We start from the raw sequence: 22,794 nt of genomic DNA on the forward strand, positions 1-22,794 counted from the left end.
GGCAGCCTCCCTCAGAACTCGATCTTTGGTCTTGCGACCAGTTCGTTGAACTTGAACAGTCTGAGATAGATGACTGACAGACCAAGGCCGATCACCACCATGACCAGCGCCATGGCTGCACCGAGACCATATTGCAGATTGCCCGAATAGTTGAACAAGGCGGTCTGGAAGGTCTCCAGCGCCCAGACCATGGTCGATTTGCCCGGCCCGCCATTGGTCGTCAGCCAGATGAGATCATAAGATGAGAGCAGCGACAGGGTCTGATAGGAGGTGACGAACAGGATCGGCCACTTGAGCTGCGGCAGGATGATGCGGCGGATCTGCTGCATGCGGCTGGCGCCATCCACTTCCGAGGCCCATAGCTGCTGGACGGGAATGGCACGCAAGGCACCAGAGAAAAGGATCAGCCCGAAAGAGGCGCCAATAAAGCCGTTTGAGCAGATCAGGATCACCCAGGCTGTGCCGATCGAGCCGGTCATGTAGTTGAAGCTTGGCAGGCCGATGATGGTGGCCAGCGTCGGCAGAAAGCCGCTATCCCAGGTAAACCACTTCCACAGCACCGCATAAAGCACCACCGGCGTGATACGCGGCAAAAGCCAGAGCGCACTGAAAATGCCGGTCACCCTTTTCGGCAGGTAGAACATCAAAAGCGCGAGAACCAGACCAAGCGTGACATTGAAGAAGGCGAGCGTCAGCCCGACATAGAGCACGGTGTTGAGTACCAGACGCCAGGTTTCCGGCTGGGTGGCAAGCTTGCGAAAGTTATCCGTCGTCATCACCGAACCGGTATAGGCACGCTTAACGATCAGATCGCGGGTCTGCGGCTCGACATCGGGCGCGACCGCTGCAAGCGTGCCCGACAGATCGGCGGCAGAGGCATAGCGAACATTGACCGCCGTCCTGGTGAAGGCCTTTTGCGCCTCCTTCAGCGCGCGCGGAGACCGCGGTGCGGATTTCAGCTGGCGCAGGGCATTTTGAAAATCACGCGTGCTGGTAAAGTTCCTGCCGGCAAGGCTGGCACCGATTTCATCGGCAAAGGCCGCATCGATGCCGGCCGCCTTGGCAGCGGCAACACTGCCGGCATCCACCACTATGCTTTCGGATGCCACGGCCTGAAGCGCCGCAGGATCAACGCCCTCGCCCTTAAGATCCCGGATCAGGTTTGGCGTCAGCACATAGTCGCCACGGCCGATCCCGGTCGAGGTCGACATATTGGTGAAGGAGAAAAAGCCGGTGAAAATCACCGGAAGAATGAAAAAAGCCGCCAGAAGGATGAGTGTAGGCGCCAGAAACGCCAGTCCCATCAGGCTTGTTCGGTATCGCATCGCGCCCTGCCAGAATTCAAGAAGGAACGGACCGGCGTCGACGCGCCGGCCCGAAAATATCAGCGATCAGCGGATGGTGATGCCATCGCCGAAATCGGCCTGAACCTTGGTCTTCAGCTCATCGACAGCCTGTTCCGGCGTCAAAGAACCGGTCCACACGGACTGTAGATCAGCGAAATAGTCGTTCTGGTAGAGACCGACATTGACGTTGTTCGGCACCGAATTCACATCCGGCAGGAAGGCGGACGCCTCAGCGAGCCAGCGGTCATTGGCGTAAAACGGAACCTTGACCTCATCCTCACCAATAGCCAGATGGCCGGACTTGACGGCGTGGAGGGCGTTGAGTTCCGGGTTCGAGGCGATTTCAATCAGCTGGGCCGAAATCTCGGCATCATCCTCGCTGCCGAGCGACGACAGCATGTAAACCAGCGGATGGGTGATCGAATTGGCGCGGCCGTCCTTGTCACCGGCCGGGATCAGGGTTGCCTGAACCTTGTCGAAGAAATCGGTCATGCCATTGGTCTGGGTCCACTGTGCATAGTGCCAGGAACCGCCCATCCAGGCACCATATTTGCCGGCGGCAACAGAAGCATGCCAGGTATCCCAGGGCAGGCCAAGATAGGTCGACGGCATGACGCCATCCTTCACCGCATCAGTGATGAACTGGAAGGTCTTGGTCATGGCGGCGGTATCAAGCACCAGCTTGCCGGTTGCCTCATCGGCGATCTCGCCGCCGAAGGACTGGTAGAACTGCCATTGATCGAGACCGTTGGAGGGACGCGGCGCAAAGCCATTGCCAGCATCGACAACACCTGCATCCTGCATCTTCTTCACGGCATCGACGAGATCATACATGGTGACCTCACCCGACTTGACCTTTTCCGGCAAGGCGGCGATGTCATCATCGCTCCAGCCGATCGCCTTCAGCCCCGCAATATTCCAGAACATGACGCGGGCTTCTGCATCCTGCGGCACGGCCCAGACCTGGCCGTTGACGGTCGCGACATCCCAGAGGTTGGCGTAGATCTGGCTGAGCGGCCAGCTGTCGAGATAAACATAGTCCTCGATCGGGCGCAGCAGGCCAGCCTGTGCCCAGGGGGCAATGTCATCATGACCGGCGACGATGATGTTGGGGCCATTGCCTGCTTCACCGGCCAGCGTCACAGCCTGGCGGAAATCGTCCCAGCCCGACCAGACCTGCTTTTCGACGGTGATTGTCATGTCGTCGCCACGGATCGCGGCTTCCTGCTCGAGGATTTTCGCCGCCGCCTCAATGTTGTCGACGCGGTAGTTGGCGCTGTCGCCGGTGCCACCGGCCCATACGGTGATGGTGTGATCTTCGGCTGCAGCGGAAAGCGCGGTGCCGGCGAGAAGTGTTGCGGCAATGGCAAATCGCTTGGTGAAATTCGTGATGGTCATAACGGTCCTGCCCATTTGGTGTCCGGTTTTGCACGCGCGTGCAACGACTATTGCACGCGTTTGCAATGCTCTTATGAACCCGGCACGCGACAGAAAGATTTCAGCTTTTTGAAACTTTTCCGACAGGCGGGAGACTATTCCGCCTCACCCGCAAATGTTGCAGTGAAATGGCAAAACGGGCAGCGCAGCGCACCGCCCGTCAGATTGTTGACAAGCCTCGCCCCCTTTTACTGATGTCATGCCTGTGCTTGGTCCACAGGCATCCAGCCGGTGCGCGTCCGCGCGGCGAAAGGTTCTTATAATCCAATGCCCTGAAGAGCCTGGATCCCCGTGACGAGCACGGGGATGACGACGGAGGGTGAGGCTATTCCACCCCAAACAGGCAATCTGAATGGCTTTGTCAGCAGCCTGACGGGCGGCGCAGCACGCCGCCCGTTTCCACACTGCAGCAAAGGAAAACCCGGCTCAGCGACTGAGTGCCACAACAATGCCGCGCAGTTCGGCCAACCCCTTGAGCCGGCCGATGGCGGGATAGCCGGGCTGGGCCTGGCGCGCCTGATCATCGAGAATATCAAGACCATGATCGGGGCGGAAGGGAATATTCCAGTCGGAGCGCCCGGCTGCCTTGCGCTTCTTTTCCTCGGCAAGGGCGGCCGCCACCAGCGCCACCATGTCGGTATCGCCGCCAAGATGTTCCGATTCATAGAAGGAACCACGAATATTGCCGGTCTCGCGCTTCACATTGCGCAGATGCAGGAAATGGACCCGGTCGCCAAGCCGCTCCATCATGCCGGGCAGATCATTATCGGGCCTGGCGCCAAGCGAACCGGAGCAGAGCGTGATGCCATTGGCCGGAATATCGACAGCCTCCATCAAAGCCTTGTAGTCGGCTTCCGTGGACATCACCCGCGGCAGGCCCAACAGGCCGAACGGCGGATCATCGGGATGGCAGCAAAGCCGGATGCCAAGCTCCTCGGCCACCGGCACGATTTCCTCAAGGAAGGCGATGAAATTTGCCCGAAGACCATCCGGCGACATCTTCGCATATTCACCGAGGTGCAGACGCACATCATCCAGCGAAAAGCTTTCAGCCGAGCCCGGCAGGCCGAAAACGACATTTTTTGCCAACTCGGCCTTCCGCGCATCACTCATGGCGGCGAACCGTTCGGCGGCAAGTGCCTGAATATCGTCGGGAAAATCCTCCGCTGCACCAGCGCGTTTGAGAATATGGATATCGAAAGCAGCAAAATCGGCATAGTCGAAGCGCATACAGGTGGCGCCCGAAGACAGGCGATAGGCTAGATCCGTCCGGGTCCAGTCGAGAACCGGCATGAAATTATAGCAGATGACTTCAATACCGGCGCTTGCGAGATTGGCCATCGAGATCTTGTAATTTTCGATATGCGCACGCCAGTCGCCCTTCTGCTTCTTGATGTCTTCCGAAACCGGCAGGCTTTCGACAACCTCCCATTTCAGACCAGAAGCAGCACCATCGCGCATTTTCCCCAGCTCATCCTGACGTTTGGCGATTTCCGCCGGCGTCCAGACCGCGCCTGTCGGCACATGATGCAGCGCTGTCACCACACCTTCGACACCCGCCTGCAACATGTCATCGACCGAAACCCGGTCAACCGGGCCAAACCAACGCCAGGTCTGCCTCATTCTACTCTCCCTGCTTCGTTTTTCATTATGCCTGACAGCCCGCCCGCAGCACATGCGACAGAGCGGCCACCGCCACGTCTGTTTCCTACCACTCTCAGCCACTGTTGACTAGTATGGAAGTATGGTGCAACATGATTATCGGGAGGAAGATGCAATGACAGAGACTATTTTGCCCTTTCCGGCATCGATTGAGCCCAGCGGCCCCGTTGCTGCTCAGCTGCATGTCATTTTGCGCGACCTCATTCTCAGAAATGAGCTGCCGCCGGGCACGCGGCTCTCCGAATCGGAGATTGCGGCCCGCTTTTCCGTCAGCCGCCAGCCGGTGCGTGAGGCATTCATCAAGCTTTCGGAGGAAGGCCTGCTGGAGATCCGCCCGCAGCGCGGTTCCTTCGTCCGCCGCATCTCGCAGGCAGCTGTGATGGATGCCCGCTTCGTGCGTGAGGCAATCGAGGCCGATATCGTCCGGCTTCTCGCCCGCAAGCATGACCCTGCCGTGATTGCCGAACTGCGCGCCCAACTGGTGCGGCAGAAGGAAGCTGCGCGCGATGATGCCAACGCTTTCATCAAGCTGGATGAGCTGTTTCACCGCACATTGGCAGAAGCCGCAGGCAAGAAGCGCGCCTGGGAGCTGCTTGAGGGGCTGAAGGTGCAGATGGACCGGGTGCGCTACCTGTCGCTCTTGCGCTTTCCCATGCTCAAGCTCACCGCCCAGCATGAAGCTGTGGTCGATGCCATCGAGGCGTCTGACCAGACATCTGCGGAAACCGCGATCCGCGGCCATTTGCGGGAGATCCTCAGCGATCTGCCGGCCATTTTCGGCGACAAGCCGGAATTTTTCGAGGACCAGAGGGACTGATCCTCTTCATGCGTTATCATCAAAGGGAGGACTTGGATGACCGCTTATTTCAAACTGACTGCACTCGCCGCCGCAGGCATTGCCGCAGGGCTTATGGCCTCAAGCGCGCTTGCCGCTGACTATACTCTTAACGTCAACACGGCGCTTGCCACGTCGGACCCGCTCTACAAGGGGCTTGAGGCCTTCCAGGAAAATGTCGCCAAGGCATCGGACGGCAAGCTGGAAGTGCGCCTGTTCCCGAATTCGCAGCTCGGACCGGATGAGGACGTTCTGGAGCAGGCCCGCGCCGGCGCACCAGTCGCCGTTGTTGTCGATGGCGGCCGCCTTGCCGTCTTCGAAAATGAGTTCGGTGTGCTCGGCGCGCCGTTCCTGGCATCGGGCTATGAAGGGATCCGCAAGGTGGTCATGTCCGACCAGTTCAATGGCTGGGCCGAAAAGCTGCATGACAATTCCGGCCTGCAGGTGCTTTCCTTCAACTGGTGGCAGGGTGAACGCCATCTGCTGACGGAAAAGGAAGTCACCGTTCCCGCCGATCTGAAGGGTATTCGCATGCGCACGCCGGGCGCGCCGGTCTGGACCGAGACCATCGCCGCCATGGGCGCAACCCCGACACCGCTGCCCTGGGGTGAGGTTTATTCCGCCCTGTCGTCAAACGTGATCGATGGTGCTGAAGCCCAGCTTCCCGCCGTGGTCGGCGCCAAGCTGGACGAGGTTATCAAGGTCGTCACCAAGACCGGCCATATCAACCTGATCACCGGCCTGATCACTTCTGCCGGCTGGTTCGACAGCCTGCCGCCGGATCTCCAGACCGTGCTCACCGATGAGGCCGTTAAGGCGGGCGATATCGCCTCCTACGGCACTCAGGATGCGCTGGCCGGCATCGAAAAACAGCTGATTTCCGAAGGCGTTGAAGTCAACGAGATCGATGTGACCCCGTTCAAGGAAGCCACCGCTGGCGTTTACGACAAACTCGGCTATGGCGAACTACGTGACCAGCTGCAGGCGATTGCCGCAGGCCAGTAAGCACACCGACGGAATGCCCTGAAACAGAAGGCCGCGCCTTGCGTTTTCAAAAACGCGCGGCCTTTTCCCTGTCACGTCATGGGGGCTCTCATGCCTGGATTTCTCGCACGTATCGAATTTGCCGTCGGCGCAATTCTGCTGGGTGTCATCACCATACTGGTGTTCATCGCCGCTCTGATGCGCTTTTTCGGCCATCCGCTGATCTGGTCGGTCGACCTGGCCCAGCTTCTCTTCATCTGGCTCTGCTTTTTAGGCGCCGCCCGCGCCATGCGCGAACGCGCCCATCTCGGCGTTGATTATCTCGCCCGCAAGCTGTCCCACCGTAACCGGCTGATCCTGGAAACATTGCTGACGGCCCTGTTCATCGCCTTTTTGATGCTGCTGGCGGTAGAAGGTTACAAGCTCACCATGCTCAACCGCGAACGCCAGTTCGGCGATAGCGGCCTTTCCTATGCCTATGTGACGATAGCGGTTCCTGTCGGCTGTGCCATGCTGTCGCTGTCCATGCTCGGCAATCTCTACCAGTCATGGAAGCATCTGAAGGAAAAGCGCTATCTCGTCTTCTCCCGTACCAGCACGGCCGACGCGCTTGATGCGGCCGCACAGAGCGAGGTCTAAGCCATGGGCCTTATCGGCATCGTCTTTTTCGCCCTCATGGTTCTGGGCGCTCCGATCGCCTTTGCGATCGGCATTTCCGGTTTCGTGTTCTTTCTCACCTCCGATGTCATGCCGGTCTCGATCGGCGTACAGAAGATCGCCACCGTATCACAGAGCTTTCCGCTGCTGGCCGTACCCTTCTTCGTGCTGGCCGGGCATCTGATGAATGAAAGCGACATCACCGACCGGCTGTTCAAATTCTCGAAAGTCGCCGTTGGCTGGATGGCCGGCGGTCTGGCACAGGTCGCCATCATCCTGTCAACGCTGATGGGCGGCGTCTCCGGCTCGGCGGTCGCCGATGCTGCCATGGAAGCCCGCGTGCTCGGGCCGCAGATGATCGAAAATGGCTATTCCAAGGGCTATTCCTCGGCCGTCATCGCGCTGTCCTCGCTGATCACCGCGACCATTCCGCCCTCGATCGGCCTGATCCTTTACGGCTATGTCGGGCAGGTCTCGATCGGACGGCTGTTCATGGCCGGCATCATCCCCGGCCTGTTGATGATGGTCTTCCTCATGGTGACCGCCTGGCTCGTGGCCCGCAAACGCGGCTATGTGATGCAGGACATGGAAAAGCCCACGGCCCGCGCCTTCGGCAAGGCCGCCTGGGATGCCAAATGGGCCCTTTTGTTCCCGGTGCTTCTGATCGGCTCGATCCGTGGCGGGTTGTTCACGCCATCGGAAGTCGGTGCCTTTGCCGTGGTCTACGCCATCGCCGTTGGCCGCTTCGCCCATGGTGTCATGAGCTTTGAGGCGATCAAGCGCGCTTTCGGCCACGCCATGTCTGATATCGGCCTGATCATGCTGATCATCCTGATGTCCGGGATGATCGGTTTTGCCATCATCTTCCTGCAGGTGCCGCAGAGCGTGGCGCATTTCATGCTGGAAAGCCTGTCGAACCCGATCCTGATTGTCGCCGTCATCCTGATCGGCCTGTTCATCGCCGGCTTGTTCTTCGAAAGCACGATCCTGGTTCTGCTTCTGACACCGATTCTGGTGCCGGTCGTGGTCAAGGCCGGAGTCGACCCGGTCCACTTCGGCATCCTGATGATGACCATCGTCACCTTCGGCTCGATGACGCCGCCGGTCGGCGTCGCCATGTTTACCGTCTGTAGCCTGCTCGACACGCCACTTGAGGAGTTTGTCCGCGAGGCCCTGCCTTTCATGGCGGCGATCATCCTGCTGGTGGCACTGCTGCTGTTTGCACCAGGTGTTGTGCTGTTCCTGCCAAATCTTGCCTATGGCGGCGGCTGAGCTCTGCCAGCATGATGCGAAAAGGCCACGCACGGGGGCCGAAAAGAGGGCCGCACCGGATAGCCGGAGCGGCCCATTTCATGTCAGAAAATGCGCCCGGAAGATCAGGCGACGGCCTGTTTCAGCTTTTCACGCAACAGCACGCAGACAGCGCCGGGCAGTTTCAGCGCCTCGGCGGCGGCGACACGCTCCGGCGTGTAGAAACCTTCTTCATGCAGGCAGTTGATCGTGCCGATAACCTGGCCATCAACAGTGACGGGGACATTGATGACCGACTGGCAGCCAAGCTCGTTGATCAGCTTGTGATCGAAAAAGACCTCGGCGATCGCCTCGATCGTGTTGGCGACAAAGGTTTCCCGACGCTTCAGCGTCACATCCGACCAGTAGGTTTCATTATAGGGCTTGGTGCCCGATACCGGATAGACATCGGGCATGTTGGAATAGACCCGTTCGGAGACGCGGGCAGCCGTATCGGCAATCATCACGGTGAAGAGTTTGACGCCGACAATTTCCTTTGCCAGCGCCTCCAGCGCTGCAAAAGCAGTTTCCGGCTGCGCCTCGTCAGACGCCATTGCGCGGGTGAAGGCCAGGTAGTCAGGATTGCTCATTCTCGTCTCCGTTATGCGCCGGTGGCGCGTTTTCTTCGCCCGAATGCATTGTCGCGACAATCCGGGTAATGACCAGACATCTCCACGCACGCATCTACCGCTGGCGCAGGGCAAAACAGCAGCGGCGGTCGCATGGGGTCAGAGATTGTAATACCAGGGCGCCAGCAGCGCGAAGGAGATCGTCATCAAAATCAGAAGCGGTGTGCCAGCCCGCACGAAATCACCGAAACTGTAATGCCCCGGCCCCATGACCAGCATGTTGGTCTGGTAGGCAATCGGGGTGACGAAGGAGCAATTGGCCGCATAGATGACCGCTGCAACGAAGGCCATGGGTGGTGCGCCGACCCTGTCGGCCATATCAAGCGCGATCGGCATGAACAGCGCCGCCGAGGCATTGTTGGACAGAATATTGGTCAAAAGCGCCACCGTGACAAACAGAATAGTGATCACGCCAACGGCAGATGTATCGCCAGCCAGAGACACTGCCCCCTTGGCAATCAGCGCCGCGCCACCTGTTGCCTGCAATGCCGTTGCCATGGCAATCGAGGCGCCGATCAGCAGGAAAAGCTGCCGTTCGAAGGCACGCGCGGCCTGTTCCAGCGTCAGGCAGCCGGTGAGGATCATCAAAAGCGCTCCCACCACGGCATTGACAACGATGGGCGAGATGCCGGTTGCCGACAGCAACACTATGGCGCCAAAGATCAGGCTTGCCACCAGCGCCTTGTCGCGCGGGGGCACGCTTTCGGCGGAATGCTCGAGCAGCAGAATATCGTGATTGCCGCGCATCGAGCCGATCGCTTCGTGGCCGCCACCGACCAGAACTGTATCGCCCGCCTCCAGTCTCAGGTAATCAAGCGCGCCGCGGCCCATGCGGTTCTTGCGCAGCACGCCGTAAATAGCGACGCCAAAGGCGGCCTGAATGCCACAGAAACGGATCGTCCGTCCCTCAAAGCGCGACCCCGGCGCGACAACGGCTTCAGCCAGATGATAGTCTGCACCGACCTTTCGGGCGCCCGCCGTCTCGATCTGCCCGGTCTGGGCAATACCGGCAGCCTCACCCTGCGCGGCCAGCTTCATGAAGGCCTTTCGGGAACCGGTCAGCTGCAGTTTGTCGCCGGCAGCCAGTTCCAGCGTATCGTCATAGGGCGGCAGCATCAGCCGCCCGTCGCGCACCAACGAGTGAAGCGTGAAAGGCGCAAGCTCTGGAAAAAAGCCGGATGTGGGTGTGAGCCCGAGAAAACGGCTCTGTGGATTGAGCGCGATCTCGCCCAGAAACAGCGCGCCCTTCTGCTTCGGATTGGCAATCAGCTCGGACTGACGGCTGCGCAGGATGCGCGGCAAGACGAACAGCACATAGACATAGCCGATCAGCGCCAGGATGACCCCGAGGCCAGAGATGTCGAAAAGACCGATATCGATACCGCTTTTGGCCGCCATGCCAGCGGCGATCATATTGGTCGACGAGCCAATTGTCGTCGTCATGCCGCCAAGAATGGTGATGAAGGATAGTGGCATGAATATCTGATAGGCGCGCAGGCGGAAACTGGCGGCCAGCGAAGCCAGAACCGGAATGAAGATCACCACAACCGGCGTATTGTTCAAAAAGGCGGAGGTTGTGCCGGCCACGATCAGAATGACAGCCACCGAAATACGAGGTTTCCGGCTGTAGAGCTTGCCAATCCGGTTGGTGACCCCTTCCAGCGCATCGGTGGCAAACAGCCCCTTGCCGACAATCAGCAGCGCCAGAACCGTGACCAGTGCGGGCGAGGAGAAACCGGACAGGAGATTCTCGATCGAAACAACATGACCGCTGCTATCGGTGTAGGGGAAAACGCCGAACAGCAACAGCAAGGTTACCAGAACGCTGAGCGATATGGTCTCGATGGAGAAGCGGTCGATCGCAAACAGCACGATCGTGAAGAGGACGATGGCAAAAGTCGCGGTGAGATGGAAATATTCCATTCCGGCAAACGATCCTCTGAACAAACAAACTAATCAAGCAATGAAAGCCACAGACTAAACGCTGTCTGTGGGTCGCTGTCAATTTGGCAGTAATATGTCGAAGTGGGGAAATCCAGCCGAAAGGCAATATGAGGCCCGCCAACCCTGTCTTTACGGGCCGCGACCTTCGCCAGCACCTTCTGCACAAAGATGAAAACCACCACCCGCAACAGCGCGATCAGTCAGATTCAACCGCGCGAACCACCGAATCGCTTCGTGATCAGACCGGCGAGCGCAGGAACGGAAAGCGTGATCAGGATGGCAGCCGCACTCATCGCCATGCCAAGACCAACCGAGCCCTGTTCGAACTGCTTCCAGATGAAGGTCGCAATCGTCGAGGTTCCGAGCGGCGCCAGGAGAATGGTCGCCACAAGCTCGCGTGAGGCGATCGCGAACACCAGCAGCATGGCGGCAATCATATTGGGAAGGATCAGCGGAATGATGATGCGGAAAATCACCGTCAGCGTTCCGGCACCACTGACGCGTCCGGCATTTTCAAGCCCCGTTCCCATCTGCCGGACCGCCGTCGTCGCATAGCGCACCGTATAGGGCAAAAGCAGGCAGCAATAGGCGAAAATCAGCACCAGCGGCGTGTTGTAGACGGTCAGGGGCAGCCAAGGCTGGTTCCAGGCCAGAATCATGCCGACAGCCAGGACAATGCCGGGAATCGTGTTGGGTGTGAGGCTCAGGAAATCAAGAAAGCGCGCGGTCTTGGTCTTTTGACGCACGGTCACAAGTGCGGTCAGCACACCAATAATGCCGGTGATCAGTGCGGTGGAAGCACCAAGAATGAAGCTTGTCGTCAGCGCTTCGATTGCCCCGGACGTATTATCGGCCAGCGCCCGGAAATTATCGAGCGAGAGATTGGAAAGCTTCAGCCCGCCGGAGATTGTCCGCGTCGAGGCGGTGATCAGAACACCTGCGATTGGCATGACCGTGCCGATGAAGGCCACGCCACAGAAAAAGATCAGTACCGGCAGCTTGAAACGCTTCAGCGCCATCGGCTCGGCCCGCGATGGCTTGCCCGACATGGTGCCGTAGTCGCGCTTGTTGACGATATAATTCTGCGTCATGAAGGCGGTAAAGGCGAGACAGACGAGAATAATCGACAGGATCGACGCGCCCGGAAGATCGATCGGATAATCGGAAAGCCGCTGTTCAACGCCGGTGACGAGCACCAGAAAGCCGGAGCGCGCCGCAAGCACGGCGGGCGTGCCGAATTCCTCAATCGACATGGAAAAGACCAGAAGCAGGCCCGCCGCAATGGCCGGCACCGCCATTGGCAGGAGAATGCGCAGAAAACTGACCCAGGCAGAGGCGCCATGAACCCGGGCCGCCTCCAGATAGCGCCCGGAAATTGCTGCAACGCTGCGCGAAACGGCGAAATAGACCACCGGAAACACGTTCATCGTCATCACGAAGACAACGCCCCAGTAGGAAAACAGGAAACGTCCGAGATTGATGCCGGTCACCTGATCGAGATAGCCGTGTGACTGAAGCGTGAAGATCCAGCCCATGGCGGCGATATAGGGCGGAATGGTGAAGGGAACGAGAAAGATCAGATCGAACAGCTGCGCGCCCGGCACTTTGAACAGGCCGCGCAGCATGCCGAGCGGTATGCCGATGATCGCCGAGCCGAGAACAACGCCCGCCCCAAGCTTCAGCGTGTTCAGTGTCCAAAGCGCGATCTTGGGATCGTCAAGCGTCTTGCCAAAGGCAGAAAACGGCCCGGCAAGCGAGCCAGCACCGATTTCGGGAAAAATCGCCTGCAGCAGGATGAAGACCAGCGGAAAGGCGATCAGAATCAGAAGCACGGGAATGACGAAGGCGGCTATGGAGCCGCCCCCGACATTGTCGTTCATCTTGTGACTGCGCGTCAGTTTCAAGGCTTATGCTCAGTTGGAAGCGAAGATATCCGCGAATTTGGTGAGCGTGGCCTCGCGATCACCGCCGGCGTCAACCGTCAGCAGCTTCAGGTCGGAGATCAGCGGACGATCAGCCGAAACATCAGTCCGCGCCGGCATCAGGAAGGCACCGGCAACGGCCGCCTGCCCCTCATCGGACAACACATAGTCGATGAAAGCCTTGGCCGCATCCTGATGGGTCGAAGACTTCAGGATCATCATCGGGCGCGGCGCAATCACGGTGCCCGTGGTCGGGAAGATCACCTTCATGCTCTCGCCCTTGGCGATCATGCCCATGGTCTGATAATCGACAGCACCAAAGACGACAGCGCGCGAGCCCTGCAGGACCGGATTCAGCGCCTGCGCATTGGCACCCGGCACGATCATGCCGTTATCATGCAGCTTTTCAAACAGATCCCAGCCGATATTCGGATCGGCAACCAGTGCCGATACCAGCTCATAGGCAGAGCCGGAGCTTGCCGGATCCGGCATGGTGACCATGTCCTTGTAAGCCGGATCGGCGAGATCGGACCAGTCCTTCGGCTCGGGAACATCGCTTGTCGTGTTCCAGGCGAGCGCCAGAGCGGAAATGCCCTGGGCAACATAATCGGAGGATTTGAGGAAATCGGGTACCATTTCGGCGTTCGGGCTCTGATAATCGAGCAGCAGGCCCTGGGCGTCGAAGTCGGTGGCCGTATCCCAGGACGCCGAGATCACCACATCGGCAACCGGATTGGACTGTTCGGCCGCAAGACGCGCCATCACCTTGCCGGTGGTGGCCTGAAAGACGACGATATCATCGCCGGTCTTGGCCTTGTAGCCGGCAGCAAGCTTTTCGATCAGCGCACCGGGACCGGCACTGTAGACCGTCAGGCTTTCAGCCGATGCGGTTCCGGCCATCAGCAGTCCCAAGGTCGTGGCAGCAATAATGCCCAATGTCTTCTTCATACTGTAGTCCCCTATCCAGCAATGGGTTGCATTCAAATTCAGTTCAATTATCGCCAAACCAGCGCACGGTTTCCCAGGCAAATGAAAGACTGACCGCCGCGCCGTCGGCGCTCGGTTGCGCACTGGCAAGATCAGCATCGATGCCGCAATCAAGCTGCAAACGCAGCGAATAACCGTCGCCCCGGAACATCGAATGCACGACTCGTCCGGCAAGGTACCCCTCGCCCGGTCCGCTGATTTCAAGGGCGGCGCGCGGCACGAACAAATGGCCCTTGCCATCGTCACCGGCAAAGCCTTGCGGCGGCTGCAGCACCGTGCCTTCGCGCTCGACCACGATACCGGCGGCACTCTTGCGCGCCGGGATCAGCAGACCAAGCTTGAGGAAGGACGCGACCTCGGCATTGGCCGGCTGCTGCACCAGCGTCTCCGGTGCGGCGATCTGCAGGATATAACCATCGGCCATGACCGCGACGCGATCGGCAATGGCAAAGGCTTCCGCATGGTCATGCGTGACATAGACGCCGGTCATGCCGAGCGATCGCACAAGCGCGGCGATATCAACCACCAGCTGTTCGCGCAATTCGCGATCGAGATTGGAAAGCGGCTCGTCAAAGAGAATGAGGGACGGCCGTGAAACAACGGCACGCGCCAGCGCCACACGCTGCTGCTGCCCGCCCGAAAGAGTGGCCGGACTGCGCTCGGCGAAGGGGCCAAGCGCCACCAGATCCAGCGCTTCGGCAACGCGCGTCTTGCGCTCGGCACGGTCCACATGCTGCACCTCCAGCGGAAAGGCAACATTGCCGGCGACACTCATATGCGGCCAGAGCGCATAATCCTGAAACACCATGCCAATGGACCGCTTTTCCGGCGGCACCAGCTTTCCCGTCGCCGCATCGGCCACCACCGTATCGCCGATGGCGATGCGACCTTCACTCGGCGCCATGAGCCCGGCAAGCATACGCAGCAGCGTTGTCTTGCCAGAGCCCGAGGGCCCCAGAAGGGCCACGACCTCACCCGGGGCAATCGACAGATTGATGGATTTGAGAACCGCATTGTCGCCGAAATGCTTGGCAACACCCGACACGTCGACGCGGGCTCCAGCCGAATGTGACCGTTCCCGCACCAAGTCAACCGGTGCTGCGCTTGCAGGCGACATTGAATTTCATTCCCCTCATCGTGCCGCCTTAGACCAATGGAGGACAGGCGCCGATCACAAAATGCCGCCTGTGTCATAAGCAATTCACATAACAGTTTTATGACCAGCGAAAGCCAGCGCTAACAAATTTCCATTGGAACCCTATCGCGGCCTTTCCGGCGCATCGCCCTCTGGTGGCGACGGAACGGGAAAAGCCGGTGCGTTTGCGCACCGGCCTGACATCCTTGCCTCAAATTGTAGCGTCGGCGTCACAGAAGCGCGCGATAGAGCGCACGAACCTCTTCGATCTTTGCCTCACGCGGATTACCGCCGGTGCAGACGTCAGCCATGGCGGCTTCGGACAGTGCCTCGACATCTTCTGCCTTCACACCGACATCACTCAGCTTGGTCGGAATTTTGACATCGACAGAGAGCTGACGCACCGCATCGACTGCTGCCTTGCGAACCTCGGCGAGGCTCATGGCAAGAGCCCCCTCAACCCCCATGGCGATGGCGATATCGCGGTATTTCTCGCCGGTGAAGTCCGCATTATAGGCCATGATGGTCGGCAGCAGGATGGCATTGGCAACGCCATGCGGCGTGTCATAGAAGGCGCCAAGCGGGTGGGCCATGCCGTGAACCAGGCCGAGCCCGACATTGGAAAAGCCCATGCCGGCGACATATTGGCCGAGCGCCATTTCCTCCACCCCTTCCGGCTCACCGGCGCAGGAGGCGCGCAGCGAACGGGCAATGATCTCGATCGCCTTGATATGCAGCGCATCGGTCAGTTCCCAGGCCCCCTTTGTGATATAGCCCTCAATCGCATGGGTCAGCGCATCCATGCCGGTTGCCGCCTTCAGTGAAGTCGGCATCGATGCCATCAGCTCGCTATCGATAATGGCAACCTGCGGAATGTCATGCGGGTCGACACAGACGAATTTGCGCTTCTTTTCCTCATCCGTGATCACATAATTAATGGTGACTTCGGCCGCCGTGCCAGCCGTCGTAGCAAGCGCAATAATCGGCACGGACGGCTTTTTCGTCGGCGCAACACCTTCAAGCGAGCGGATGTCGGCATATTCGGGATTGTTGATGACAATACCGATCGCCTTGCAGCTATCCTGTGGCGAGCCGCCGCCAATCGCGATCAGATAGTCGGCACCGGCCGCCTTATAGGCATCAATGCCGGCCAAGACACAGGCAATGGTCGGGTTCGGCATGACCTTGTCGTAGATGGCATAGGGCAGCCCCGCCGCGTCCAGCAGCGCCGTTACCTTGGCGACAACGCCCGCTTTGGTCAGCACATCATCGGTGACGATCAGCGCCTTGCTATAGCCCCGCCGCTGCACTTCGCCCACAAGCTCGGACCGCGCACCGGCACCGAAATATGACGTCTCATTCAAGATCATCCGATACATTTTGTTTCCTTCCCTGCGGCATCGCCGTCGAGCACGCGCGGCGTATCGCCTTGAAACCTGGTCTGCCAGGCCGTGCCCCGAGCGGTCTTGACGTTGAAGAGAGAGCCGACAAAGGGTGGCATCCGCGCGCCCTGCTGCCCGACCGGGACATTCGAGGCATCAAGACCCCGGCCGCTCCCGAAACTAACAACGAGAACACGCCGCGCGCATTGCCTTTGCGCAAGTGATGCGGTTTGTAATGGCCTTAAGCGGCACTTTTCATCGTAAAAACGGGCCGAAGGCGCATTGGGAAAGGTCCTTGTTACAGTCACCCGACACGAAACGTTCCCACGGTCCCATGAAGCTGAATTTCATGGCGGTCGTGCATAAATCTTCTAAGGGCAGCCCACAGCCTCTTCCGGGGCCGCAATCACACAGGCGCCTGGCAGGGCATTTCGGTCTTTCGAAACGACTATCGTGGAGAGTGCAGCCATTGGCGGATAGGTTGACAGCGTGTCGCGCAGGCTGTCTTCATCGACCAGGTCGATCTGATTCAGCCACTGGATCACGGATTGCGGCCCAAAGCCCACTGACATCAGCGTCACCGCGTTGTCGGCGACGACATCGACATCACGCCGCTTTAGATCCATATCGCCTTTGATCGCTTTCCGGCGATCGCCTGCAGATGACATGTCGCCCTTCAGGAACTGCCCGTATCCGTCGCGAATGGCATCGTCAATCGCTGCAATCTTGGCGGTTTCAACCTCGCCGGACAGCACCAGCTCGCGCGGCACGAAAGTGGCATAGCGCAGAATACGCCCCGAGAAACCGTAGCTTGCCCGTTCTCCGCCGCGCGCCACATCGGTCAGCATACCGGTATTGAGGATCTGGTGCAGGATCCTGTTATCGAAATAATGTTCGAACTGCGCTTCGCGCCCCGCCTCATCCATCTGCCCGAAAAAGGCCATGACAGATTTCCCGGCATCGGGATCGACAAGGAGCAGTTTTTCCGGCTTAACGGCAAGAGCAAAGGGAGGGACCTCAACAATTTCCCCCTCAGCAAGCCCGGCAAAGAGTTGGTCAATAGCGGCATCCGCCTCGCTGGCGGACAGGGGGCCGGCAATTGCCACTTTTGCGCCAGCCCGCTGGAATGTTTGATTGCTCCAGACACGCACATCATCCTGCGTGATCGCACCGGCAAGGTCCGCCCGATCTCTGGCAACGGCGATACGAAGCGGCGTATCGTCAAAGATCATATAGGACGCTGCGGCCCAGAGCCTGGACCAGGTTTTCAGGCCGGTTTCAGTGATGTCGCGCCTCCGCTCATCCTGATAGCGGTCAAACCATTTCGACTCGAGTGCCGGATGTGTCAGAAGTGTGTTGAGGTGTTCAACCGCCGCATTCAGATATTGCCTGGGCACCGAAAGCCCCAAAGTGACGCCGCCAGGCCAGGCGTGAAGCGCATAGCTCGCCCTGTAATCGGCCATCTGCTCGATCGTATCGGCCGGTTTCAAAACCGGCCATCCGGCATAAGGCAGAAGGCCGGCCGCAAACCCCGGAAGCATCTGGTTGCGATCGCTGCGCGCCGCCCAGTCCGATGCCCAGATAACCCGTATGGCAACGCGGGCATCGTCCTTGGCTTTGCGACGATCCGCAATATCGGTCATCGGAATGAAGGCGTAGTCGATGCCTGTTGCCGATGTTTCCTCCCGAACGATCGGGGCCTTGCTGCTGCAACCGCTGCAGATCAGGAGAATACCGGCCAGAATCGCAATTCGTATCATTGTTCCGATGCCTCTGACTGCGCCGGTGACGGGATGGGTTCAACAAAGACGACGGCGCTCGCCGCATTGCCCCGGAGCGTTTTCACAAAGGCATTCAGGCTTTTACAGCTCGCCTCGCCCCTATATTCGAACTCCGCAAGGTCCAGCGGCAGGCTCCGCATCCGCAGCGCAGAGCCGATGGCGCTGGCCATTCTATTTGCCTTGATGCGAGGATCGTCATCGGCGGTATGTTTTGCCGCCCTCCGCTTGCGCACACGCTCGCAACTATCAGCCGGAATACCGTTTTCAACGATGCCGTCCAGGGTCTGGCGAAGCAGGCGTTGCGCCTCATCAAGCACAATGCCGCGATCGGGATACAGGCTTATCTTTAACGTATAATGCCGCTCGTCCCTTGCCGCGTACCACACGTCCAGATCTGTCGCGACAAAGGCATCGAAGGACAGCGGCCGAAAAAGCCCACCGGGCAACGCCGTCTCCATAATATCTGCGAACAGGCTTGCCTGCCGCCAGGTTTCGAGAACCGGCGTTTTCTGCGGCAATTCCACAAGTGTTTCAGCAAGCAGGAAGGGTTTTTCATCCTTTTCCTGCAGAACCTGTCTGGCGTGGCGGGCTGCAGGCTGAAAATCAAAGACCGGCGGCACTATCTTTCTGTCACCGGTCCAGGCCGGCAGGTCTTTCGGCAGGGCGGCTATAACCTCGTCAGGACGGATATTGCCTTGGACAACGAGAACAGCATTTTCCGGCCGATAGAACCGTTCATGGATTGCTCCGGCATCCTTCAGGGTGAAGTGCCTGATCTCCTCCGGCGTACCGATGACATCGCGCGCCAGCCCCGTACCGGCAAAAATCGCCCGTTCAAGAGCCGTATCGGCCCGCCGAAAGGGTGCTTCAAGCATGCGCAGATCATATTCGCGGACAACGATTTCCCGTTCTTCGCGCGCAAAGTCCTCATCAATCGTGAGCGGATCAAAAATGCGCATGAGATCGGCAGCGGATTTGTCGAAACTGTCCCTGTCGCTGGCATACCAGTAATAGGTCAGGAGATCCGTTGTGGTCGCATTGGCTTTGCGGGCATCACTGGAGCCATGCGCCAGCATGCCAATCTGCCGCGCCAGCAGATGTTCAAGATAATGTGCCTGCCCTTCCGGGCCCTGCATATCCGCTTCGCCAACGAGAACATTGATCGTGGTGCGGATATCCGGGGCATTCGGGTCCTGAATCAGAATGGCGCGCCGGAACGGCGTCCCTTCGAGCTCGAAAACGACCTTTGGCGAAGCGCCGCCCAACCACCAGATCACGGTGGCAGCACCCAGCGCACAGATAAGGCCGGCACCCCAGGCGATAACTATCCGTCTCAAGCTTTTCTCCATGCATCAACGGGGTGACAGATTTCCGCGACACAATGGAAAAGCCACCATTCCGATCAGCAATGATGGGCAAGCGCCGCCTCTCTGCGGCCATTTTCGGGATAGACCAGACATAAAGCAAAAATAATTACTATATATTTTTCAATGCATTCGCCTTCCCGTCCGGATGCGAACAAGAGGCAATCAAGCAATCGGCATCCTTAACGCCAGCGCTTTGGAGTGCCTTTGCACCGGTGCCCCCTTAAAGGGGGCGTCTTCGCGTCCACTACGGTCAGGGAGGATCGAGCGCGGCTAGCTCTTCTTCAGAAAACAGACGTGAACGGGTGAGGAAACGTTTCTCACGTCCATTGTCGAGACTGAACATGCCGCCGCGCCCGGGAACGACATCGAGGATCAGCTGGGTATGTCTCCAGGCTACAAATTGCGGGCCGGAAATATAGACCTCCGCCCCTTCCACTTCACCGAGGCGCACATCGCTTGTGCCAAGGTGGAATTCTGATTTCGGGTAGCACATGGGCGACGAGCCATCACAGCAGCCACCCGACTGATGAAACATGATGTCTCCATGGTCGGCCCGGATCTCGCGGATCAGCGCTCGCGCCGCATCCGTCGCGGTGACGCGACAGTGGCGCGTCGCGCCATCAGGCAGATCCTGATCGGTCACACAGCTGATCGCTTGCTCGTCCATGAAAACCTCCCGCATTCGCTTTGCGAGGCAACGGGCGAGAACCATTCCGCCCGTTGCGAACCGGAAATATCCGCATCACCACCGAAGGTGACGGCCTAGAAAAAGCCGACCTTGTCCGTCGAGTAGCTCACCAGCAGGTTCTTGGTCTGCTGATAATGATCGAGCATCATCTTGTGGGTCTCACGGCCGATACCGGACTGCTTGTAGCCGCCGAAGGCGGCATGGGCCGGATAGGCATGGTAATTATTGACCCAGACGCGGCCCGCCTGAATGTGACGGCCGAAGCGATAGCAGGTATTGGCATCGCGCGACCACACGCCGGCCCCGAGGCCGTAAAGCGTGTCATTGGCGATCTCAAGCGCTTCCGCCTCGTCCTTGAAGGTGGTGACGGACACGACCGGGCCGAAGATCTCCTCCTGGAACACCCGCATCTTGTTGTGGCCCTTGAGGATCGTCGGCTGGATGTAATAACCGCCGGAGAGATCACCGCCGAGATCGGCAGCAGCACCGCCGATCAGCACTTCGGCACCTTCCTGACGGCCGATATCGAAGTAGCTGAGGATCTTTTCCTTCTGCTCGCTGGACGCCTGAGCGCCGATCATCGTGTTATCGGCACGCGGATCGCCCTGAATGATCGCCTTGGTGCGGGCAATCGCCTTTTCCATGAAGGCATCATAGATATCCTCCTGGATCAGCGCACGGCTGGGGCAGGTGCAGACCTCCCCCTGATTGAGCGCGAAGAACACAAAGCCTTCGATCGCCTTGTCGAGGAAGCCGTCATCCTCGCGCATCACATCCTTGAAGAAGATATTGGGCGATTTTCCGCCGAGTTCCAGCGTCACGGGGATCAGGTTTTCGGTGGCATATTGCATGATCAGACGGCCGGTCGTCGTCTCGCCGGTAAAGGCGATCTTGGCAATGCGCGGGCTCTGGGCCAGCGGCTTGCCCGCCTCAAGACCGAAGCCATTGACAATATTGAGCACACCGGGCGGCAGGATATCGGCGATCAGCTCGGCCAGCACCATGATCGAGGCCGGTGTCTGTTCCGCCGGCTTGATGACCACGCAATTGCCTGCGGCAATGGCCGGTGCCAGTTTCCAGGCAGCCATCAGGATCGGGAAGTTCCAGGGAATGATCTGACCGACAACGCCGAGCGGCTCATGGAAATGATAGGCGATCGTATCATCGTCGATCTCGCTCATCGAGCCTTCCTGGGCGCGCAGCACCGAGGCGAAATAGCGGAAGTGGTCAGCGGCGAGCGGAATATCGGCATTCATCGTCTCGCGGATCGGCTTGCCATTGTCCCAGGTTTCCGCCGTTGCCAGCAGCGCCAGATTGGCCTCGATCGTATCGGCGATCTTCAGCAGTGCACGGGCGCGCTCGGTCGGCGCGGTCGAACCCCATTTGCCCTTGGCGGCATGGGCAGCATCAAGTGCGAGATTGATGTCATCGGCATCGGATCGCGCGATCTCATTGATCGGCGCACCGGTGATCGGTGTTGTATTGGTGAAATAGCGCCCGTTCTTCGGCGGAACAAACTTGCCGCCGATGAAATTGTCATAGCGCGCCTTGAAGGGGGATTTCAGAAGCCCTTCGGGTTTCAGCATTTCGTTCATGATTCTCCTCCCAGATCTTTCAGAACTGACAGGAAGTGTGCGCCGCCTGTTCTTAGCTGTCACCGCGGCGATGTGTTAAATTGCATCAAGCTGTCTCAGCGGCGAGACAGTTTTGCGGACAAAAGCGAAATGCCAGGCGCCAGATCATTGCGGCGCAGATCACGGCGCCATGCCCAGCCGCTTCATCCGGCGGTAAAGCGTTGCCCGGCCGATCCCGAGATCGCGTGCCGCCCGGCTGGCATTGCCGCTGTGCCGCGCCAGCGCCTGCACCAGAACGGCCCGCTCGGCCGGATCGAAGCCGCGCCGCTCATCACCATGCCCGAGAAGATCCCCGGCGGGCACGGGGGCAAAGCTGCCTGAAAGCTGCAGCCCCAGTGCCTGACGGGCCGCCCGCGTGGCGCCGACCACCAGATCATCGGCGCTGAGCGCCAGAAGCGCCGTCGCCTCGCCGGCCTCCTCATGCCCGTCGACAAGGGTGATGCGATGACCGTCATGGGCGCGGCGAAAGCAATCCGCCTCGATCAGCCGGGCCGTCTGCTGAACCAGGGCGGCAATCATCTGATTGGCCGACGCGGTCTGATCGCTGCGGGCCGACGAAATATCGAGCGCGCCGATCAGCGTGCCGTCGGGGCCGAAGATCGGTGCATCAATGCAGCTCATGGCGATGTTGCGATCGAAGAAATGTTCGTCCCGATGGATAATCACCGGACGAAGTTCGGCAAGGCAGGTGCCGATACCGTTGGTGCCCTCCACCGCTTCCGCCCAGACGCGCCCCGGACGCAGCCCCCACAATTCGAAACTTTCCTGATCACCGTCCCGCCAGCGCTTGTCCAGCACCACGCCATCGGCATCACTCAGGAACACACCACAGGCGGATTGCGAGACGCAGCGAAACAGAAAATCAAGCCGGCCACCCGCAGCCGAAAGCATGAGATCGCTGCGCTGGCGGCGCTCCTTCAGCGCCTTAGCATCCAGCCGTTCGGGCCGCATGCCTGCGACACCCGACGGATCGAGATTGTGTTGAACAATGGAACGCCACCACGAGGCGGCAATGGGCGATGCAGCCGGTCCGCGCGCCGAAAGCGCCGTTGCCAGCACCTTGTCGGCATGCATGCCACCAATCGCCGTCTGTCTCGTCACGGCCATGGATATC

At 59.4% G+C, this 22,794-nt stretch carries 18 protein-coding genes; 4 read left to right on the top strand and 14 right to left on the bottom strand.

Annotation, left to right across the window (positions count from 1 at the left end; genetic code table 11):
* Window positions 1–11 precede the first annotated feature (11 nt).
* The 3 genes from FJU08_RS04210 to uxuA form a co-directional block, all read right to left on the bottom strand.
* On the bottom strand, window positions 12–1,325 hold the full coding sequence (locus FJU08_RS04210; protein ID WP_141147731.1) for a carbohydrate ABC transporter permease: 1,314 nt from the start codon (window positions 1,323–1,325) through the stop codon (window positions 12–14).
* Window positions 1,326–1,391: 66 nt separating this feature from the next.
* On the bottom strand, window positions 1,392–2,744 hold the full coding sequence (locus tag FJU08_RS04215) for an extracellular solute-binding protein (protein ID WP_141148127.1): 1,353 nt from the start codon (window positions 2,742–2,744) through the stop codon (window positions 1,392–1,394).
* A 465-nt stretch (window positions 2,745–3,209) separates the two neighbouring features.
* The gene (uxuA, locus tag FJU08_RS04220; RefSeq protein WP_141147732.1) at window positions 3,210–4,406 is read right to left on the bottom strand and encodes a mannonate dehydratase; all 1,197 of its coding nucleotides are present in this window, start codon (window positions 4,404–4,406) and stop codon (window positions 3,210–3,212) included.
* A gap of 154 nt (window positions 4,407–4,560) precedes the next feature.
* Between uxuA and FJU08_RS04225 the strand changes: the two genes are divergently transcribed.
* The 4 genes from FJU08_RS04225 to FJU08_RS04240 all read left to right on the top strand — a co-directional run bounded on the left by FJU08_RS04225 (window position 4,561) and on the right by FJU08_RS04240 (window position 8,193).
* Complete coding sequence (locus FJU08_RS04225) at window positions 4,561–5,262, top strand: GntR family transcriptional regulator (protein ID WP_141147733.1); 702 nt, start codon at window positions 4,561–4,563, stop codon at window positions 5,260–5,262.
* Window positions 5,263–5,298: 36 nt separating this feature from the next.
* A complete protein-coding gene (locus FJU08_RS04230) occupies window positions 5,299–6,285 on the top strand; it encodes a C4-dicarboxylate TRAP transporter substrate-binding protein (RefSeq protein WP_141147734.1) in 987 nt (328 codons plus the stop codon).
* 90 nt (window positions 6,286–6,375) lie between these two features.
* On the top strand, window positions 6,376–6,903 hold the full coding sequence (locus tag FJU08_RS04235) for a TRAP transporter small permease (protein ID WP_141147735.1): 528 nt from the start codon (window positions 6,376–6,378) through the stop codon (window positions 6,901–6,903).
* Between the two features lie 3 nt (window positions 6,904–6,906).
* On the top strand, window positions 6,907–8,193 hold the full coding sequence (locus FJU08_RS04240; protein ID WP_141147736.1) for a TRAP transporter large permease: 1,287 nt from the start codon (window positions 6,907–6,909) through the stop codon (window positions 8,191–8,193).
* A 104-nt stretch (window positions 8,194–8,297) separates the two neighbouring features.
* Here FJU08_RS04240 and FJU08_RS04245 read toward each other — a convergent pair whose 3' ends face one another.
* The 11 genes from FJU08_RS04245 to FJU08_RS04295 all read right to left on the bottom strand — a co-directional run bounded on the left by FJU08_RS04245 (window position 8,298) and on the right by FJU08_RS04295 (window position 22,787).
* A complete protein-coding gene (locus FJU08_RS04245) occupies window positions 8,298–8,801 on the bottom strand; it encodes a GAF domain-containing protein (protein WP_141147737.1) in 504 nt (167 codons plus the stop codon).
* Between the two features lie 138 nt (window positions 8,802–8,939).
* Window positions 8,940–10,763: an SLC13 family permease gene (locus FJU08_RS04250; RefSeq protein WP_141147738.1), complete on the bottom strand. Its 1,824-nt coding sequence runs from the start codon at window positions 10,761–10,763 to the stop codon at window positions 8,940–8,942.
* A gap of 227 nt (window positions 10,764–10,990) precedes the next feature.
* Window positions 10,991–12,664 carry an ABC transporter permease gene (locus FJU08_RS04255; protein WP_141148128.1) on the bottom strand — a complete coding sequence of 558 codons (1,674 nt, stop codon included), beginning with the start codon at window positions 12,662–12,664 and terminating at the stop codon, window positions 10,991–10,993.
* Between the two features lie 33 nt (window positions 12,665–12,697).
* Entirely contained in the window at window positions 12,698–13,654 is a 957-nt protein-coding gene (locus FJU08_RS04260) for an ABC transporter substrate-binding protein (RefSeq protein ID WP_141147739.1), read from the bottom strand.
* 43 nt (window positions 13,655–13,697) lie between these two features.
* On the bottom strand, window positions 13,698–14,810 hold the full coding sequence (locus tag FJU08_RS04265; RefSeq protein WP_141147740.1) for an ABC transporter ATP-binding protein: 1,113 nt from the start codon (window positions 14,808–14,810) through the stop codon (window positions 13,698–13,700).
* Between the two features lie 248 nt (window positions 14,811–15,058).
* Entirely contained in the window at window positions 15,059–16,207 is a 1,149-nt protein-coding gene (gene fucO / locus FJU08_RS04270) for a lactaldehyde reductase (RefSeq protein WP_141147741.1), read from the bottom strand.
* 374 nt (window positions 16,208–16,581) lie between these two features.
* Window positions 16,582–17,970: a peptidase M16 family protein gene (locus FJU08_RS04275; protein WP_141147742.1), complete on the bottom strand. Its 1,389-nt coding sequence runs from the start codon at window positions 17,968–17,970 to the stop codon at window positions 16,582–16,584.
* Window positions 17,967–19,328: a M16 family metallopeptidase gene (locus FJU08_RS04280; protein WP_181409740.1), complete on the bottom strand. Its 1,362-nt coding sequence runs from the start codon at window positions 19,326–19,328 to the stop codon at window positions 17,967–17,969. The genes FJU08_RS04275 and FJU08_RS04280 overlap by 4 nt, the downstream gene beginning before the upstream one ends.
* Before the next feature lie 280 nt (window positions 19,329–19,608).
* A complete protein-coding gene (locus FJU08_RS04285; RefSeq protein ID WP_235890597.1) occupies window positions 19,609–19,986 on the bottom strand; it encodes a DUF779 domain-containing protein in 378 nt (125 codons plus the stop codon).
* Between the two features lie 134 nt (window positions 19,987–20,120).
* Window positions 20,121–21,632, bottom strand: coding sequence for an aldehyde dehydrogenase (gene adh / locus FJU08_RS04290; RefSeq protein ID WP_210245188.1), 1,512 nt, complete (start codon window positions 21,630–21,632; stop codon window positions 20,121–20,123).
* Between the two features lie 168 nt (window positions 21,633–21,800).
* Complete coding sequence (locus FJU08_RS04295) at window positions 21,801–22,787, bottom strand: GAF domain-containing protein (RefSeq protein WP_181409741.1); 987 nt, start codon at window positions 22,785–22,787, stop codon at window positions 21,801–21,803.
* Window positions 22,788–22,794: the final 7 nt, after the last annotated feature.

The organism is Martelella alba (assembly GCF_006516955.1).
In the GTDB taxonomy this organism is placed as follows: domain Bacteria; phylum Pseudomonadota; class Alphaproteobacteria; order Rhizobiales; family Rhizobiaceae; genus Martelella; species Martelella alba.